Genomic DNA, 17,574 nt, shown 5'->3' on the forward strand with positions numbered 1-17,574 from the left:
AGAAAGAGGTTGCAAAAATGGACGAAGGTCTTTTCTTTGAGGGTTTGCAAGCCTTGCCTGCATCGGCCTTCCCCAAGCATTGCGGCAATTGCGGGCGGGCTTTCGCCACGGCGCAGGAATTCATGCAGCAGACCCAATCGGTGCGCAAGGACATCACTGGCCTCAAGCAAAGCTTCGACGACGACAGCGTTGCGATCGTCGAAGCCTATCGCAATTGCCTGTGCGGCTCGACGCTGATGGACTTTTTCAGCGACCGGCGCGGTATCTCGGAGGCCGGAGTCCGGCGCCGCGAACTGTTCGAAAAGCTGCTGCCGCACCTGCAGGAAAAGGGCATGGCGCCAGCGGCGGCACGCCAGCATTTGCTGGCGCTTTTGCGCGGCAAGGAGAAATCTGGCAATATATGTAGGTAGCCTACCTAACTATATGGCCGATGCCGAAAAAACATGAAGCGATCCTGACGCCGCGCGTGCTCGCCGCCAGTGAAGAGCTGCGCCTGACGCTGAAACGGCTGGTGCGCGAGATGCGCCGCGACGCCAGCGAAAACGGCGGCGATATCCCCTTGGTGCAGTACATGCTGCTGGCCATCATCCAGGAACAGCCTGGCATCGGCGTGGCCGAACTGGCGCGCATGGAAAACGTGCGCACCGCCACCATGAGCGGCCATGTCAAGGCGATGGAGGAGGCGGGGCTGGTGCAGCGCAGCGCGCCCGATCCGCAAGACCGGCGCCGCTCCGGCCTGCAGGCGACGGCGCATGGCGCCGCGTGCATCGAAGCCTTGCGCGACAAGCGCCGCGACTGGATGGCGCAGCGCATCGCCCGCCTGACGCCGGCCCAGCTGGCTGCGCTGGAAGCCGCCATTGAACCCCTGAACATCATCGGAGCACCATGAAGGACACCGCTGTTACCGAGCGCGAAATCCGCGCTGTCTACCTGGCCATGATGGCCGTGCTGGGCCTCAGTGCGCTGGACCAGAGCATCGTCGCCACCGCCTTGCCGCGCATCGTGGCCGACCTGGGCGGCATGGCCCACCTGTCGTGGGTGGTCACCGCCTATGTGCTGGCTTCCACTGCCACCATGCCGCTGTACGGCAAGCTGGCCGACCAGTACGGCCGTCGCCCGATGATCTTCGCCGCCATGGGCGCCTTCCTGCTTGGCTCCGCGCTGTGCGGCCTGTCGCAGAACATGACGCAGCTGATCGTGTTCCGCGCGATGCAGGGCGTGGGCGCGGGCGGCTTCCTGCCGCTGGCCCAGATCATCATTGCCGACATCATCCCGCCGGCGGAACGCGGCAAGCGCATGGGCATGGTGCCGGTGGTGTATGCCGCCACCAGCCTGCTTGGGCCGGTGCTGGGCGGCCTGATTACCGACGCCTTGTCGTGGCACTGGACGTTCTACGTCAACCTGCCGGTTGGCGCCGTGGCCTTCTATGCCATCGCACGGGCGCTGCACAAGGAAAAGGTGCACCATGCGCACCGTGTCGATTATCTGGGCTCCGTGCTAATGACCGGCTCGATCACGTCGGCGCTGCTGGTGCTGGCGCTGGGCGGCACGGAATGGCCTTGGGATTCCCTGCAGGTGCAGGTGTGCAGCGCGGTGGCCGTGGTGCTGGGCGCCTGGCTGGCCATGCATGTACGCAAGGTGCCGGAGCCTGTGCTGCCGCCGGATTTGTTCGGCAACCGCGTCTTCAATATCGCCAGCGTGGTGATGGCGCTGACCTTCATGGGCCTGATGGGCGCGACCGTGTTCTTCCCGCTGTTCTTCCAGGTGGTGATGGGCAGCAGCCCGGCCAGCTCCGGCCTGCTTACCGTGGCCATGATGATTGGCCTGGTCGGTTCTTCCATGCTGAGCGGCCGCAGGCTGGCGCGCACCGGCAAGTACAAGGGCGTGCAAGTGGCTGGACTGGTCGCCGCGCTGGTGGCGTTCAGCACCCTGGCGCTGGGCATGGAGTCCGGGTGGGGCTACTGGGTCATCGAGCCGGCGATCTTCCTGCTCGGCGCCGGCCTGGGCCTGGTGATGCCGAACATGACGATCGCGGTGCAGAACGCCTTGCCGCTGCCGCGGCGCGGCGTGGGGACGGCGATGCTGACTTTCTTCCGCTCGCTGGGCGGCTTGCTGGGCGTGACCGGTTCGGGCGCCATGCTGGCGCATTCGCTGCATGTCCACGGCGTGAACGCCGTGGCGGCCGTCGGGCCCGGCGTCAGCGTGCTGGCTTCGACGGTGGCCGTCTATCGCCACGCAATTGCCGGCGTCTTTGGCGCCGGCGCGCTGCTGGTCCTGCTAGGACTGATTGTGCTGCTGTTCCTGCCGGAGATCGCGCTGGCAGGGCACAAGGCCGATTAGCGCGCGGCGCCGGCGTTCATCAACGAACGAGCAGCAGGCCGATGGCGAAGAAGAACCAGGCTAATGCGCCGAGCACGCACCAGGCGATATTGGCCGCGGTGAAGTTGTCGTTGCTGCTGCCGGCCGGGTCGCCGCTGCGGATGTTGATTTCCAGCTGGACCTGCTTCAGCAGCAGGCCAGTGGGGATCAACAGCAGGATCGAGACCACGTCCAGGAGCAGCGAGCCGGTGCCGGCCCATGACAAGGCGTAGCCAGCGAGCATCAGGAACACCATGCCGGTCGCGTAGGTGTCGCTGTTCCAGCTGCGGCCTTTGCCGCTGGGGTCGTAGTCGGCCACTTCGTGGTACAGGGTATGCGTAAAGAAGAGGGCGAACAGCGCGCGCGGCAGCGGCCAGACGTCATCCCCGGTAGCGCGCTTGTGCCGCTGCCAGTTCTGGAAATTCCAGTGCAGCTGGAACAGGCCGAAGGTGAGGAAGAACAGGATCAGCATCTTGCGCGTGGAGACCACGTAAAAGCGGTCTTCCACGCCGGAATGGAAATGTTCATCAAGGTTGGCGCTCGGCGCGGCGTATACGTTATCAGACACTGGGAATCCCGAAATTTTCAGAGTGCAAATTGTAACTTCTGTTGCTGTCAGCAAACTATCGAATAGTCACGGGTTGCATAAATCCGACATCAGGCATCGTGCTCGCGCGCAGCCAGCGGGCCAGGCTGACTCATACGTTTTCGGAATATCAATACTGAAAGACGCAATACTTTGATATTGCAAGCCCTGCGTAACATTGGCTCACCAAAACCAAAATAACGGAGACAATTTATGCGTAAGACTGTATTGGCGGCGCTGATCGCAGAGATCCTGCTGCCGCTGGGTGCCAATGCTCAAACGGCGGAAGAGCAGATCGATCCTTCTGCCAAGGTGGTGGTGAGTGGCGTGCGCGCTTCGCTGGCGTCCTCGCTCGCGACCAAGCGCTTGCAAGAAGGCGTCGTGGATGCCGTATCGGCCGAAGACGCCGGCAAGTTCCCCGATACGAACATTGCGGAATCGCTGCAGCGCGTCACCGGCGTGCAAATCCAGCGCAACAACGGGGAAGGGCGCTACATCTCGGTACGTGGCCTGGGCCCCGAGTTCAATAATGTGCTGGTCAACGGCCGCACCATGACCAGCGACACCGGCGGCCGCGATTTTTCGTTCGACCTGCTTTCGTCCGACCTGATCTCGAAGGCCATCGTCTACAAGACTTCCATGCCTTTCCTGCCGGAGGGCGGCATCGGCTCCACGGTCGATATCCAGACCGCGCGTCCCTTGTCCGGCAAGGCCGGCCACTCGGGCGTGATCAATGTATTCGACTCCTACGATTCGAACTCGAAGAAGAACACGCCCAACGTCAGCGGCATGTATTCCTTCGCCAATGAGAACAAGACTTTTGGCGTGACCGGTTCGCTGTCGTACACCGACCGCGCGTCGAAGCAGAACAAGGCCATCAACGATGCCTGGAACCTGCGCGACGTGTATATGATCGACGGCGACCTGAATTCCAAGGGCCTGACCATGGCCAACGTCACCAGCAAGAAGCTGCTGATGCCGCAAAGCTTCGGCTACCAGCAGGAGAACGAAACGCGCAAGCGGCTGGTCAGCAACGTCACCGTGCAGTACAACCCTTCCGCGGACTGGAAGCTGACCGCCGATGCCTTGTATTCGCGCCTCAACCAGCGCAACGACGTGATCGCCATCAGCGACTGGAACAACCCGGTGCAACTGGGCGTGAAGTACGACTCCAACAACCAGGTCACGAGCTTCCTGCGTCCCGGCGCGAACTTCTTCGCCAATAACCCGGCCCTGGTCGGCGACGGCACCGGTATCCTGACAGATGCCAATTCGAACGACATGATCGTCAAGGGCGGCGACCGGCTGTCGATTACCAAGGCCTTTGGCCTGAATGCGAAATGGAACGCTTCACCTGAGTGGAAGCTTGAAGGCGACGTCTCGAATTCGCGAACCACCACCAAGACTCCGGACCAGTGGATCGTGGCGGGCATGGTGCCGAAAAATGGCGATTCGCTGACCTTTGGCTCCATCCCGAGCCTGTCGTTCGGCGACGGCATTACGGACCCGAACGCGGTACGCGCCCACGCCGTGTCCAACAAGGATGTGCGCTTTGCCGATGAACTGAGCGAAGCCCGCATGAACGCCTCCTGGGCGCACGAGATGGGCGCCTTCAAGGGCATCGACACCGGCGTCTCATATTCGCAGCGCAAGGTCGGGCGCAACCAGTGGGAAAGCGATTCGTGGAACGCTTTCAGCGGCTACCACGTGTCGCTGCCGTCATCCTTGTTCACGGTGAAGTCGCTGGATAACGCCTTCCCGGGCGCGCCGGCGAGCTACCTGAGCTTCGATCCGTATGCTTACATGAATTACCTGAACCAGCCGTCCACGCTGGCGCTGTCGAACGATCCGGCGCTGTACCTGGACAAGAGCAAGTTCCCGAACGGCCCGATGTCCATCGATTACACCAAGCCGAACTTCTGGAGCGTGAAGGAGAAGGTGTCGAGCATCTTCCTCGATTCGAAGTGGGAAGGCGAGCGCTGGTCGGCGAATGCAGGCGTGCGCGTGGTGCGCGTGAATTCGACTTCCACCGGTATCAGCCGCGTGCTGCTGTCGGCGACCAAGAGCCCGAACGACACCACCTACATCCTGAACTACGGCCCGGCGGTCGAGACGTCGGTCGAGAACAGCTATAACAGCGTGCTGCCATCGGGTAACCTGAAATTCGACCTGACCGATGACATGGTGCTGCGCCTGGCCGCCTCCAAAACCGAGACCCGGCCGACGCTGAACCAGATGGGCGTCGACAACTGGTACGGCGGCCGTTTCGGAGACGTGCAGACCGGCGGCGGCAATCCATACCTGAAGCCGATGGAGTCGAAGAACCTGGACCTCTCTTATGAGTGGTACCTGTCCAAGACCAACTTCCTCGGTGCGGCGATCTTCCAGAAGAATGTGTCGAACTTCCTTGAAAAGCGCCTTGAAGACATCACCATCCCGCAGTACTCGGAAGTAGTGCACGATACCCGCATCCGCAATGGACAGAAGGGCAAGATCAAGGGTATCGAGCTGGCCGGCCAGTATGCCTTCGACAACGGCATCGCGTGGCTGCGCGGCTTTGGTGTCGCCGCCAACTACACCTTCGTCGACGCTACCGCCAGCCGAGACGATGCAGCAGCCCTCGATTGCGGCTACCCGGGCTTGTCGAAGCAGTCGTACAACGCTTCGCTGTTCTATGAGAACGAGACCTTCTCGGCGCGCGTGAGCTACAACTGGCGCAACAAGTTCGCCGTCGATTGCGGCGGCGGCAGCACCCAGCCACGCACCCGTGCAGCCTACGGCCAGTACGACCTGAGCCTGCGCTACAACATCACGCCGAAGATCGCCTTGTACCTGGACGGCATCAACTTGAGCAATTCGCGCATGCACGAATATGCCAACAACGAGAGCCAGTTCCTGACCCTGGAAGATGTGGGGCGCCGGGTCAACGCCGGCCTGCGCTTCGCCTTTTAAGCGAGCAAAGGAGCGATATCGTCTAGATGGGCGGCTTCGAAAGTGGGCAGGGCTTCGGTGTCGTTGTCTAAACGGCCCGGGTTGTACCAGCAGCTTTCGATGCCGAAACGGTTGGCGCCGAGAATATCGGCGTCCAGCCGGTCGCCCACGATGATGGTTTCATCCTTGTTGAAGGCACGCGCCATTTTCGTGGCGTATTCGAAGAAGCGGCTATCCGGCTTGGCATAGCCGCATGCTTCGGAAGTGGCAGTGAAGGAGATGTAATCGCCCAGGCCGGAGCTGGCAATGCGGCGGTCCTGGATGTGCGCCACGCCGTTGGTGATGATGCCCACTTCGCCGGCTGCGGCCAGCGTTTCGCACAGGCGACTGGCGCCATCGACCAGGACCACGGTTTCGGACAGGGACTCCAGGTAGCGGTAGCTGGCTTGCTGCGGATCGATCTCCAGCCCGTTTGCCGCAAAAGTTTTGCGGAAGCGTTCCACTTTCAGGAATTCCTTGGAAACCGTACCGGCTTCAAACGCCCGCCACAGTTCGATGTTGATGCCTTGATATTGCTGGAACATTTCATCGATGCTGTCACGGAAGCCAAGCTGCCGCAGCACGCGCTCAAAGGAAAGCTTCTCGGAAGCGCGGAAATCGAGCAGGGTGTCGTCGAGGTCGAACAGGAAGAGGGAATGCTTCATAATGCAGATAATAAAATAGCCAGCCCGAAGGCTGGCTATTCTATCTTTTTCTGGTAGGCCGTGCGGGGCTCGAACCTGCGACCAACGGATTAAAAGTCCGCTGCTCTACCAACTGAGCTAACGACCCGAAGGGCCCGAATTATATAGATACGGAATCGTTTCGGCAAGTGCCCGCATGACGCGTATAATCGGCGCCGGAAGGAACCGATCATGACTTACGAAGAATATCTCGACGAAGTGACCACGCTCATCTTCGAAAAATACAACCTGAAAGACACGCTTGCGGTCAAACTGGTGATGGATGCGCAGGACGCAGAATTCTTTGTCCGCCATGACGACGACAAGAAGCTGCGCAATATCGACCAGGCCCACAAGGACGCCAAGACGATCTACGAAGCCTACGCCGCCCGCACCCGGCGCCGCTAACATGGAGATGGATCGCGACTCGCTGGTGGAGCAGCTTTCGGCAGGCGTGCGCCATTTCGTGCAGTGCAGCTTTGACGAGGCGGACCTGTCGCGCCTCGACCTGCAGGACTGCGTCTTTGAGCGCTGCACTTTCAATGAAACGATTCTGTACGCATGCAAGCTGGCTCGCAGCAGTTGGCAGCGTTGCCGCGGCATGTCGGCCGATTTCGAATCGGCGGACCTGGTCGATGCACAATTCCAGGGCTGCGACCTGAATAACAGCAAATGGCGCCGCAGCAAGCTGGCGTCGGCCAGTTTCCGCAGTTGCAAACTGACTGGAGCGTCCTTCGAAGAGGTGTCGCACCTGGGCGCCAGCTTCGAGGAAAGCCTGCTGGTTGGCGCGGATATGCGCGGCTTTTCATTCCGCAAAGCGACCTTGAACCAGCTCGATTTTTCGGATGCCGACTTGTCCGGCTGCGATTTCCGCGAGGCCGTGCTGGAGGGCTGCAGCCTGCGCGAAGCCGTGCTCAAGCTGGCCCGCCTTGAAGGCGCCGACCTGCGCGGGGCAGATATCGGCGGCCTGGATCTGGCCGACTTGCGCACCTTCAAGGGCGTCGTGATATCCCACGCCCAAGCGGCGGCAATCCTGGGCGAGATGGGACTGTTGGTCGCCTGATCGCCCTAATGGCTGGCCTGTTGTGCGGCCAGCTTCTCCTCCGCTTGTGCCAGCGTGTTCGCGATGCGACGTGCATTGCGGTCGCGCCAGCCCGGCTCTAGCGCCACCCTGGCGTGCAGTTCACGACATTGGTTCAGCAGGCCCCAGGCCTCCAGCCGCGCCGAGCCAATACCCTGTTGATCGGCGTGCACGCAAGCGGCGACCGCCTTGCGCAGGCGCGACAGAGCTGTTTTGAGCGCCTGGCCTTCGCGTTCTGGCCACAGCAGCGCGTATATGGTGATCGAAACCGCCAGTCCAAGCAGAATGCCAATCAACCGGTCGCGGATCTCAGTGACGTCGGTGACGGGCCCGAAGCTGCCCAGTTGCGCCAGTGCGAATGCAAACATCATTTGGACGCCGATGTAGTTCGAACGCGGCGGCCCCACGGCAATCCACGCACCAAGCGCGATGATGGGCAGGGACATGGCCAGCAGTCCGACGATGCTGTCGAGGTGCGGCACGACAAATACCGTTGCCGCCAGCGCGGCCAGGCTGCCAAGGCAGCAACCCAGCAAGCGGTTGATGCCTTTATGCGTGGTCGCGCCGAGGCTTGGCAGGGCGAGAATGATGCAGGTCTGCATTGCTGTATGGATGCCGGGCCATTGAAGGCCCGTGTAGATGACGTAGGTGATCATCGCAGCCAGGACTGCCTTGAAGGCAAACTGCAGGTAAACGAGGCGCAAGGGATTTCCGACGGCACCGGACGAGCGGGTTCCGCCTTGGCGCGCCAGTCCGGCGGCACCTGGGGTGGCATCGGCGTCCGCATTTGCCGCGGCGTGCAAAGCCCGCGCCATCTCGCGCAAAACCACGCTGTGCGCGTGCGACGCGCCGGTTGCAGCTCCCGCTGCGGTGCCAGCCAGGCCGGCCGAAGCCGGCGCTGCAGAATCCGGCGTGAAGGCCGTCCCATGCCCGAGACACTCCCGCAGTGACGCGCAAGCCTGTCGAATCGCGATCATCTGCTTGTGCTCCTCCTGCGAAGCTTCGAACGGCGCCAGCCTGGCCAGTTGCGCGGCCGCGGCATGCAGGCGACCGACGGCCGCAGCACGCGCCGCAGTGCGTTCCTCATTGCCCAGGGCTGCAAACGCCAGTTGCCGCTGCAGGGCCAGCACGCCGCGCCCGACCTGGCCGCTGTGAAAGGCTGGCGCTGCGGCACCGGCGATGCGCGCCTCAAGCTGGTGCTCGACTTCATCAAGCTGGCGGCCATATTCTTCCACCAGGAGCTTGACCGGCAACGCAGGCCGGAACAGGCGCTGGATGATCATCGTCACCACCACCGGATAGGTCGAAGCTACCCATACCCACAACAAGGCGCGCGTCATCACTTCGGGATCTTCGTAAATGTCGGCCATGCTTTGCCCATACACCACGATCAGGGCGGTGAGGAAGCCGATGGCGCCGAGCTTGCTGGTCCGCATGAAATACATGCCGCAGAAAGCAACCAGCGCCGCGCCGAGAATCCGCAGCATCGGGGCGTCGATGAAGAATTTGAGCAGGAGGATGGACGACGCCACCGCCAGCGTACTGCCGATCCCCAGCACGATGCCGCTCATGCGGGTCAGCACGGTATTCTCCTGCGCGGTGAAGAACACCATGATCAGCGACAGCGAGAGCGAAGGAATTTGCAAGGCCATCGAGCAGACGATGACCACGGTGCAGCTCGCGAGCAGGCGCCACACCGCATCCATGCGGCCAGGGAAGGGCGCCAGTTCGGCGCGGATACGCGCCATCAGCGCTTCCATGATGTTCACTTCGCGTTCAGCATGGCGACGGCCGAAGCGCCGATGCGGAACGCTGCGTCTGGCTGTTCGATCAGGATGCGCACGGGGAAGCGCTGCGCCACCCGCACCCAGTTGATGGAACGCGGTACGCGCGGCAGCCCTGCCACTTCGCTGCCGCCGTCGTCGGGGAACACGCCGTAGCCGATGGACTCGACGGTGCCGCTGTAGCGTTTGGAGGTGTCGCCAAGCAGGTAGACTTGGGCATGGCGGCCGGCCTTGATGCCGGCCAGGTCGGTCTCGCGGAAATTCGCCACCACGTACCAGCGGCTGGAGCTGGCCAGCGTAAACACCGGATGGCCGGCAGCGGCAAACTGGCCCACCGAGGTTTTCAGGTTCAGCACGATGCCGTCGCCCGGCGCGCGCACCTCGGTATAGGACAGGTTCAGGCGCGCCAGCGCGATCTCGGACTTCACGACTTCGCGCCTGGCGACCAGCGCATCGACGCCGCTGACGGAAGCTTCGGCTCGGCGCGCATCAAGCAAGGCCGCACTAAGCTGGGATTGCGCGCCGCGCCTGGCGGTGCGAGCCTGGTCGATGCGCTCGGCCGACACGAAGCCTTTGGTGAGCAAGGGTTCGAGCCGCGCCAGCGTGTCGCCCGCCTGCTCGGATGCGGCCTTTGCGTGTTCGACGTTCGCCTGTGCTGCAGCGGCGGCAAACTTCTGGGCATCGACCGAGCGCTGGGTCAGCCTGATCTCGCTGTCGAGCGCTTTCAGGCTGGCTTCGGCCTTTGCCAGGGTTTGCTCGAAGGGCTGGGGATCGATGCGGAACAGAAGGTCGCCTTTCCTGACACGCTGGTTGTCCGCCACCGGCAGCTCCACGATCCTTCCGTTGACTTCGGGGGCGACGTTGATGGTGTCGGCATAGACGTAGGCATCATCGGTGCGCGGCGCTTGGTCGATCGTGCGCACGACGTAGATGGCGAGGCCGATTGCGGCCAGGGCCAGCACCAGCACGATGGCGCTCCAGCGGCGGGAGTTCCTGGTTTTCTTCATGACCTCACCTCAATGTTGGAAAAATACGAGCCACGCCGACAGGGACAGCACGGTGGCGAGGGCGGGGTAGCCCAGCGCGAGCAGATGCGCCGGGGCGCCGGCCAGCCAGCCGCGCGCATTCAGCACTGTGTGCAGCACGAAGCACAGCACCGTGGCGCCGGCAATGCAGAAAAGCCAGTCGGGAAAATAGGCTCCCAGCACATTGATTGAAGGTTCCACATTACTTCCTTAATGTAACATTGCCTAGGCAACCTATTCGGCAAAAAAAAGATCTATTTCCCGGCGAACATCTTCAGCAACAGGGCTTCGAGAGCATGCAGTTCCTGCGCACTGAAAGTACCGAAGTACTGTTCGATCACGGTGCCCGAAGCTTCCAGCAGGCTGGGGAAAAGACGCCGGCCTTCTTCGGTCAGTTCCAGTTGCACGGTGCGGCGATTGGCGGCGCTCGGCCCTTTCTGGATCATGCCTTTCTGTTCCAGGCGGTTCAGCATGCGGGTCATGGCGCCGGGGCTGTACGAGAGCTCCTTGCAGATCTGCGCTGCGATGTTGGCGCGGCCGCCATGCAGGGCAGACAGCACCACGTATTGCGCCGCCGTGATATCGAAGGGCGCGAGCCTGGCATCGAGTTCTTCTTCCAGGGCTTTCTGGGCGCGGCTGACCAGGCGGGCAACGCGGCGAGGGTCGGCTTGTTTGTTCATAAATGAACTATACGTTGCCTAGGCAACGGTTGTCAAGCACCTCGAGCACGCTTGCGCAATTCACAAGCTTGTCATTTTCGCTACCTACAATCCGCCAGTTTTCAACTTACACAGCGGGGCAACGATGAAGAAGGCGATAGCAGGAGCGGTAGCGGCAGCGGTATTGGCGGCATGTGGCGGGACTTCGCAGGCGCCGCTTCCCACGTTGGACGGCAAGCCGGCCCTGGTGGTGGCGCACCGCGGCGCCAGCGGCTACCTGCCGGAGGAAACGGTGGAAGCCTATGCCAAGGCCATCGAGCTGGGCGCCGACGCGATCGAGCCGGACGTGATCTCCACCAAGGATGGCGTGCTGATTGCCCGCCACGACCCGAACCTGGCGTTCAGCACCGACGTGGCGCAACATCCGGAATTCGCCGCCCGCAAGCGCAAGCTGAGCGTCGACGGTGAACTGCAGGACGGCTGGTTCGCCAGTGATTTCACGCTGGCGGAGATCAAGACCTTGGGCGGCATTTCAACCGATGCCGAACGCCCGCAGCAATTCAACGGCCAATACAAGATCGCGACCATCCAGGAAGTGATCGACATGATCAGGAAGAGCGGCCGCAATATCGCCATCTACCCGGAAACCAAGAACCCGACCTTCCACCGCCAGCAAGGCTTGCCGCTGGAAGACAAGCTGCTGGCGATGCTGGCGGCCGCCGGCTGGACCGAACGCGACTCGCCGGTCTACATCCAGTCCTTCGAGCCGGGCAGCCTGAAGTACATGCGCAGCAAAGGTTCGAAGCTGAAGATGGTGCAGCTGATCGACGCCGACGACGTCGATCTGAAAACCGGTGCGCTGACCTACGCCGCGCCATACGACAAGCCGTTCGACTGGGCGCAGGCCGGCGACAAGCGCCTGTTCAGCGACATGGTGACCCCGGCCGGGCTGGCCGAGATCAAGACCTATGCCGACGGCATCGGCCCATGGAAGCGCTACATCGTCAGCGTCAAAGGTGCTGCTGATATCAACGGCGACGGCAAGGTGAACGATGCCGACACCACCACCATGGAGCCCACCTCGCTGGTGGCGGATGCGCACAAGGCTGGCCTGTTCGTGCACCCGTACACCTTCCGCAACGAGAAGCGCCGCCTGGCCAGCAACTACAAGGGCGATCCTGTGCTGGAGTACAAGCACTTCTTCGCCCTTGGCGTCGATGGCGTGTTCAGCGACTTCGCCGACACCGCGCTGGCAGCGCGTGCGGAATACCTGAAGGAAGCGGGGCGCTGATTCAGAACTTGTGGTGGTACTCCGCGGCAAAGCGCACCTGGCGTTCAGGTGCGCGCCCCAGCACCTGCCCATAGTAGGGGCTGACGGTGTTGGCGCCCGCGTTGTAGACCGGCTGGGTCGCCAGCGTGGTCTGGCGGTTCAGCAGGTTGAACACGTCCGCCTTCAATGCCAGGCCCTTGAACATGCGCGGCATATAAGTCGTGTTCAGCGCGATGCGGAAATCGGTCGGCATCCTGCCCGCGGAGCCGCGCGGCGCCGGCTTGTCGTCGCAGTAGAAGACGGCAGCGCCATAGCCGGCTGCCGGATTCTTGCCATCCTGGTTGAGCGCGGCCGGCAGGTTGCCGATGCAGGACTTCGGCGCGCCGGTGACGATGTTGACGTTGCCGCCCACGGTCCATTCCTGGCCAAGCTGGTAGTAGCCGAAGGCCTTCAGCACGTGGGTATGGTCGTTCGGCAGGGGGCCGCTGGCGTGATCCATCAGTTCCGGGAAGTCGAACGAGGTGGTGGCGGCGATGTCGGCCTGGCCGATATCGGACATCACCTGGCCTTCCATATTGCCCCTGGTGCGCGACAGCGTGTAATTCAGCTTGCCGTACCAGCCATTGCGCATCGGGTGTTCGATGAAGAGGTCCAGTGCCGTATAAACGCGGCTTACCTTCGGCAGGCCGATGTCTTCAGCCGTCAATGGAATGGAAACCAGCTTGCCATCGCCGGCCAGGTCCAGCGTCAGGGTGTTGTCGCGGCCGGGATTGATCAGCAGGCATGGCATATCGTATTTGCTGGTATCGACGTTGTTGCGCTTGCCCCAGGCGCGCAAGGGACGCGAATCGCACCAATCCTCGATCGTGTTGCGCAGCGTGCGATAGGTGACCTTGCTGCCGACCGTGTACTCCGGCGTCAGTGCCGCCTCGAAGCCGAGTGCCAGCTCGTCCTGGTAGGTTGCACCCAGCTTGCTCGATGCGACCTGGCGCGGGTCTTTGGGCGTGCCCCATTCGTTGCCGCCGGAAACCGGTGGGGAAATTTCCGTCAGCCCGGTCGGTACGCCGGTTTTCGGATCGACGCCGGTATAGGTGTAGTAGTGGTCGATGTGGACCGGATTGCCGGCCAGGCGCGATGCCACGCTGGTCGGAATTTGCAGGTGGTAGCGGCCAAGGTTGGCAAAAGCTTTCAAGGTGCTGTCTCCGCGCACGTCCCAGGATGCGCCGATGCGCGGGGCGAGCATATGGCGCTGCGCTGCATAAGCCTGGCCGAAGCTGTTCTTGTTGGTGAACTGCTCGTTGCGCAAGCCCAGGTCGAGCAGCACTGTATCGGTGACCTGCCAGCGATCCTGGATGTACTGGGCCGACTGATCGGTTTTTGGCGAGGCGGAGTCGCTCTGGTGATACTCGTTCACGTAGTAGCCTTGCAGTCCGTATCCACCTCCCGATGCGGGCGTCCTGCCGCCAGGAACCGCTTTACTGGGATCGCCGCGGAAGTAGGTCCAGCTGCCACCGCCGGCCAGTTCCGAGCCATTGATCGATGAGACGTTGTTGCGGTCGATGCCGGCGCGCAGGCCGTGGTTGCCAAGCTTGTACTCCACGTCCAGGCGCAGCGTGGATTGCCTGTCTTCCGCATTCGGCACCTGGATGGTGCCGCCGATGGCCTGCGGGTTGGTATAAACCAGTCCCGGCACCTGGGCATTGAGCGGGGCATTAACCTGGTACACGCCCGGCACGTAGCCTTCACGCGATTGCGGATAGGTCGACTTGAAACGCCCCGCCAGCGCAGTCACTGTCAGGCTGTCGCTCAGGAAGCCGGTATATTTCACGATCGAGTCGTTGGTCTTGGCGCCATCGCCGGTGGTGCCGCCGGCGCGCACCTCGTTGCGCTGCAGGCTGGCGTAGTCGAAGCCGTAATTCTGCTGCGTTTTCTTGTTCTCGTCGTGGATCTGGGTGAACTCGAGGCGATGGTTGTCGCTGATGTTGTAATCGAGTTTGAGCAGGTAGCGCGGCGTGCGGGTCTCGCGTTCGGTCCAGCCGTTGGTCTTGTTGAGCGAATCGGAATCCTTGCTGATGTAGCCGGTGCTGAAGCGGTCCTGCTCGATATTGGCGAACATGAACAGCTTGTCCTTGACCAGCGGGCCGCCGACGTAGGCGCTGCCGAAGACGTCGGTGGCGTTGTTGCTGTGACGGTAGGTGAGCAGCTTGCCGTCGGTCTTCGGGTTATGTCCGGTGTTCGGATAGTAGGTGTTGTCCGGCTTGGCGCGCAGCCAGTCCGGCGTGTATTGCAGCACGGCGCCGGCTTCCCAGTTGTTGGTGCCGCTCTTGGTGGTGATGTTCACCACGCCGCCGGTGGAACGGCCAAATTCCGCACTGTAGCCGCCTTGCAGGATCTGCGCCTGTGCGATCGCGAAGAAGGGCAGGGTGGTCGAGCCGATCTGGCGATAGACATTGGTGACCGGGAAGCCGTTGATGAAGTAGGCGTTCTCGCTCACGCCGGCGCCGCCGAAGCTGTCACCACCGATGCGCGTGTTGCCGCGCGCAGTGCCGGGCGCAAGCTGGATAATGCCGGACAGGTTTTGCGAGATCGGCAACGTAGCCAGTTGGCGGGCGGTGAACACAGCGCCGTTGTTCGTGTTGCTGACGTCGATAGTCGGGCGCCGGCTGGTCACCTTCACTGCCTGGATGGGTTCGAAGGACGCTTCCACGCCTTGCCCAATCAGCGCCTCCACTTCCAGCTCGCGTTCGACGACGCCGTCGCGCATCAGCAGCACCTTGTAGACGCCCGGCGGCATGGAGCTGGCGTTATAGCGCCCGTTGGCATCGACGGTGATGGTGCGGCGCGCGCCGGTTGCGACGTTCACCAGCACGATGCTAGTCCCGCTCGCGTTGGCAACCTGGCCGAAGATGCTGCCGGTGGCATTCGATTGAGCAAGGACTGGCCCGGCGAAAGCCAATGCAAGGGCGTGCGCGACGAGCGTCAAGCGCACACGTTGGGAAGGGTTCTTCATTGCGTCTCCTGTTGTGGTTATGATTCGGCCGCGCAAGGCGGCCGACGGAGACATGCTAGGTAGCTTGGTGGTGGCGAACAATTGAATGTTTACTCGCCATCTATGCACAAAAGGTTATATCTTGCCTGGCAGCGTGACGAGCAGCGGCGCCTTGCCGTCCCAGGCCTGGTCCAGCAAAATCTTTCCATCCAGGCGAACCAGCACGCGCTGGCCGCGCGGCGTGCGCGTGGTGACGATGTCGATGCCGCCGCCGTCTTCGCCCGCGCCGAAGGCACGCATATGCCGCAACGCCATGCGCGGCCAGCCATGCGGCAAGCGCGGTGCGATAGTGAAGCTGCGCAGGCTGGCCGCCTCGATGCCGAACAGGCCTTCCGTCATGACCCGCGCATACAGCCCGCTTTCGGCGGACAGGTGGCGTTGCTGGCCTTCCGGCCAGGCTTCCACCGCATACGGCACGTGGTCGCCCAGCAGGCGCCGGCCGGAGTAGTAGCGCAGGTAGGGCATGGTGCGTTCCAGTTCGCCCGCTTTCAGCAAGCCGCGTAACGCATACAGCGTGGCGCGGTCCCAGAAGGTCTTGTCGCCCGCTTCGGTCAGCACCCCGTTCTCGCTCCAGAGTTGCGGCGACAGCAGGGCATCGACGGTGCCGCGCTGGCGCTCGTTGATGCCCACGGCCAGCGGCAGTGCGATCCAGGCGCGCAGCTTTTCGTTGCCGTCGTAATAGCGGTAGGTGTCGAAGCCACCCATGCGCGCACCGAAATGGCGTTCGATCGCACTGCGTTGCGCTTCCGCTTCCTGCCGCAGCGCAGTCGCACGCTGCGTATCGCCCAGCGAAGCTGCCAGCCGGGCAGCACCTTGCAGCCCGGCGTAGGCCAGCACATTGGTCGACAGGTTGGCCTTGCCGGCCGGGAAGCGGCCTTCCAGCTCGTCGCTGTCCGAATGCACGACGCCTTGCGCGTCGCGCTTGCGGCGTGTGAATTCCAGGCACCAGTCGATCAGGGGCAGCAGCTGGCGCGCGGTGCCCGGGTCGCCTTGTGCCAGTGCGAACTGGCTGGCGCCGTAGGAAATCATGGCGCAGTCGCCGCGGTCGCCGGCACCGTTCCAGTAGCTGCGTCCTTCGGCGATGATCGAGGAGGGGATGGGCTTGTAGGCTGCGTTCATGTAGCGCGCGAACATGCCGAAGCTGGTGAGCGCGCTCTGCACGCCGGCGCTGTCGCCCAGGTAAGGAAAGAAGGGATTGACGTATTCCGCCTGGTCGTTGGCCCAGATGGCGGCGTAGTAGCGCGTGCCGCCGGGCCCATGCAGCAGGCCGCCGCGCGTGGCGAAGATGCTTTCCGCAGCCCGGATCTTGGAGAAGGCGAACATGGCGTCGAGCACCGGCTCCGGCGTTTCCAGCACCAGGTTGCCGCGCCATTGCGCTACCTTGCGTGCGCGTTCCTGCAAGGCTTCGCCGCCGTCCACGTAGACCATCTCGTTCTGCAGGCGGCCGCTGATGATCACGTCCACGTGCACGCGGGCGCCGGGCGCCAGCTCGCCTTCGCGGGCCGGGGAGCGCACTTCAATCACGTAGGTGCCGTGGGTGCCGCGATCGGCCGGCGTGGTTTCGCTGCGCTCCAGCGCGCCGAAGCTGTAGTGCAGCATGCTTTGGCCGCTATTTTCCAGTTCCAGCCGCTCAACCAGAGCCGGCTCGCTGGGCGACGGCGTCAGGGTGCGCGTCAGCGTCAGGCCAGGCGCCAGCTCCGAACGCAGCGCGAGGCGGCCGTCGAATCGAACTTGCTTCAGGTGCTCGCCAGCGGCGGGTTGGCCGTCGATGGCGATGACCGGCGAGGCTTCCGCACCGAATTTACGAATCAGGCTGGCATGGGTGTCGTCGGGAATGGTGCGCAACATCGGCCACACCACGGTGCGCGCCAGCAGCAGCGAGCCGTCGCCCTGGCTGCCGTAGTCGATCACGGCCGAGACCTGGCGGCCGCTCATTTCAAGCTGGTCGCGGTGGACGTCTTTCACCTGCCAGCGGATAGCGTCGCCGTCGATCTGCCAGCGCGGCGCAAAGGCCGGCGGTACGGCGTGTGCAGGGCTTGCGGCTGTTGCGTCGGCGGCAAGGGTTGCGGCAATCAATGCCGCGCAAATGCGGGAATTAATTTGCATCCG

Annotated in this window: 15 protein-coding genes and 1 tRNA gene; 7 read left to right on the forward strand and 9 right to left on the reverse strand. The window is 62.9% G+C overall.

Annotated elements, in window-relative coordinates; translation table 11 throughout:
• Positions 1-17: 17 nt before the first annotated feature.
• From ACN9MY_RS11710 to ACN9MY_RS11720, 3 genes are read left to right on the forward strand one after another with little or no spacing between them, the layout of a single operon-like run.
• Entirely contained in the window at positions 18-410 is a 393-nt protein-coding gene (locus ACN9MY_RS11710) for a hypothetical protein (protein ID WP_426170823.1), read from the forward strand.
• Between the two features lie 20 nt (positions 411-430).
• Complete coding sequence (locus tag ACN9MY_RS11715; protein WP_426170824.1) at positions 431-889, forward strand: MarR family winged helix-turn-helix transcriptional regulator; 459 nt, start codon at positions 431-433, stop codon at positions 887-889.
• Positions 886-2,340: an MDR family MFS transporter gene (locus ACN9MY_RS11720; protein WP_426170826.1), complete on the forward strand. Its 1,455-nt coding sequence runs from the start codon at positions 886-888 to the stop codon at positions 2,338-2,340. Before ACN9MY_RS11715 ends, ACN9MY_RS11720 begins: the two co-directional genes overlap by 4 nt.
• A gap of 19 nt (positions 2,341-2,359) precedes the next feature.
• Here the strand turns inward: ACN9MY_RS11720 and ACN9MY_RS11725 are convergent, their stop codons facing one another.
• On the reverse strand, positions 2,360-2,926 hold the full coding sequence (locus tag ACN9MY_RS11725; protein ID WP_426170828.1) for a hypothetical protein: 567 nt from the start codon (positions 2,924-2,926) through the stop codon (positions 2,360-2,362).
• 231 nt (positions 2,927-3,157) lie between these two features.
• Here ACN9MY_RS11725 and ACN9MY_RS11730 point away from each other — a divergent pair, with 231 nt between their 5' ends.
• Positions 3,158-5,896: a TonB-dependent receptor gene (locus ACN9MY_RS11730; protein WP_426170830.1), complete on the forward strand. Its 2,739-nt coding sequence runs from the start codon at positions 3,158-3,160 to the stop codon at positions 5,894-5,896.
• Here ACN9MY_RS11730 and ACN9MY_RS11735 read toward each other — a convergent pair.
• On the reverse strand, positions 5,893-6,579 hold the full coding sequence (locus ACN9MY_RS11735; protein WP_426170831.1) for a YjjG family noncanonical pyrimidine nucleotidase: 687 nt from the start codon (positions 6,577-6,579) through the stop codon (positions 5,893-5,895). The two genes, ACN9MY_RS11730 and ACN9MY_RS11735, sit on opposite strands and share 4 nt — an antisense overlap.
• 51 nt (positions 6,580-6,630) lie before the next feature.
• A tRNA-Lys gene (locus ACN9MY_RS11740) sits at positions 6,631-6,706 on the reverse strand.
• A gap of 83 nt (positions 6,707-6,789) precedes the next feature.
• Here ACN9MY_RS11740 and ACN9MY_RS11745 point away from each other — a divergent pair.
• Positions 6,790-7,005 carry a hypothetical protein gene (locus ACN9MY_RS11745; protein ID WP_426337380.1) on the forward strand — a complete coding sequence of 72 codons (216 nt, stop codon included), beginning with the start codon at positions 6,790-6,792 and terminating at the stop codon, positions 7,003-7,005.
• Between the two features lies 1 nt (position 7,006).
• Positions 7,007-7,660, forward strand: coding sequence for a pentapeptide repeat-containing protein (locus ACN9MY_RS11750; RefSeq protein WP_426170833.1), 654 nt, complete (start codon positions 7,007-7,009; stop codon positions 7,658-7,660).
• Positions 7,661-7,665: 5 nt separating this feature from the next.
• On the opposite strand, the gene ACN9MY_RS11755 is transcribed toward ACN9MY_RS11750, so the two are convergent.
• From ACN9MY_RS11755 to ACN9MY_RS11770, 4 genes are read right to left on the reverse strand one after another with little or no spacing between them, the layout of a single operon-like run.
• On the reverse strand, positions 7,666-9,438 hold the full coding sequence (locus tag ACN9MY_RS11755) for an FUSC family protein (RefSeq protein ID WP_426172172.1): 1,773 nt from the start codon (positions 9,436-9,438) through the stop codon (positions 7,666-7,668).
• A 5-nt stretch (positions 9,439-9,443) separates the two neighbouring features.
• Positions 9,444-10,469 carry a multidrug transporter subunit MdtN gene (gene mdtN / locus ACN9MY_RS11760; protein WP_426170834.1) on the reverse strand — a complete coding sequence of 342 codons (1,026 nt, stop codon included), beginning with the start codon at positions 10,467-10,469 and terminating at the stop codon, positions 9,444-9,446.
• Positions 10,470-10,478: 9 nt separating this feature from the next.
• On the reverse strand, positions 10,479-10,688 hold the full coding sequence (locus ACN9MY_RS11765; protein WP_426170836.1) for a YtcA family lipoprotein: 210 nt from the start codon (positions 10,686-10,688) through the stop codon (positions 10,479-10,481).
• Positions 10,689-10,741: 53 nt separating this feature from the next.
• Positions 10,742-11,167 (reverse strand): MarR family winged helix-turn-helix transcriptional regulator, encoded by a 426-nt coding sequence (locus ACN9MY_RS11770; RefSeq protein ID WP_426170838.1) that lies wholly within the window; start codon positions 11,165-11,167, stop codon positions 10,742-10,744.
• A 124-nt stretch (positions 11,168-11,291) separates the two neighbouring features.
• On the opposite strand from ACN9MY_RS11770, the gene ACN9MY_RS11775 reads away from it, so the two are divergent.
• Positions 11,292-12,437 carry a glycerophosphodiester phosphodiesterase gene (locus ACN9MY_RS11775; protein WP_426170839.1) on the forward strand — a complete coding sequence of 382 codons (1,146 nt, stop codon included), beginning with the start codon at positions 11,292-11,294 and terminating at the stop codon, positions 12,435-12,437.
• 1 nt (position 12,438) lies between these two features.
• Here ACN9MY_RS11775 and ACN9MY_RS11780 read toward each other — a convergent pair whose 3' ends face one another.
• Together ACN9MY_RS11780 and ACN9MY_RS11785 are read right to left on the reverse strand one after the other, a co-directional pair.
• Positions 12,439-15,426 (reverse strand): TonB-dependent receptor, encoded by a 2,988-nt coding sequence (locus tag ACN9MY_RS11780; protein ID WP_426337381.1) that lies wholly within the window; start codon positions 15,424-15,426, stop codon positions 12,439-12,441.
• Between the two features lie 114 nt (positions 15,427-15,540).
• Positions 15,541-17,571: a hypothetical protein gene (locus ACN9MY_RS11785; RefSeq protein WP_426337382.1), complete on the reverse strand. Its 2,031-nt coding sequence runs from the start codon at positions 17,569-17,571 to the stop codon at positions 15,541-15,543.
• Positions 17,572-17,574: the final 3 nt, after the last annotated feature.

The organism is Pseudoduganella sp. R-31 (assembly GCF_049913235.1).
GTDB lineage: Bacteria > Pseudomonadota > Gammaproteobacteria > Burkholderiales > Burkholderiaceae_D > Rugamonas.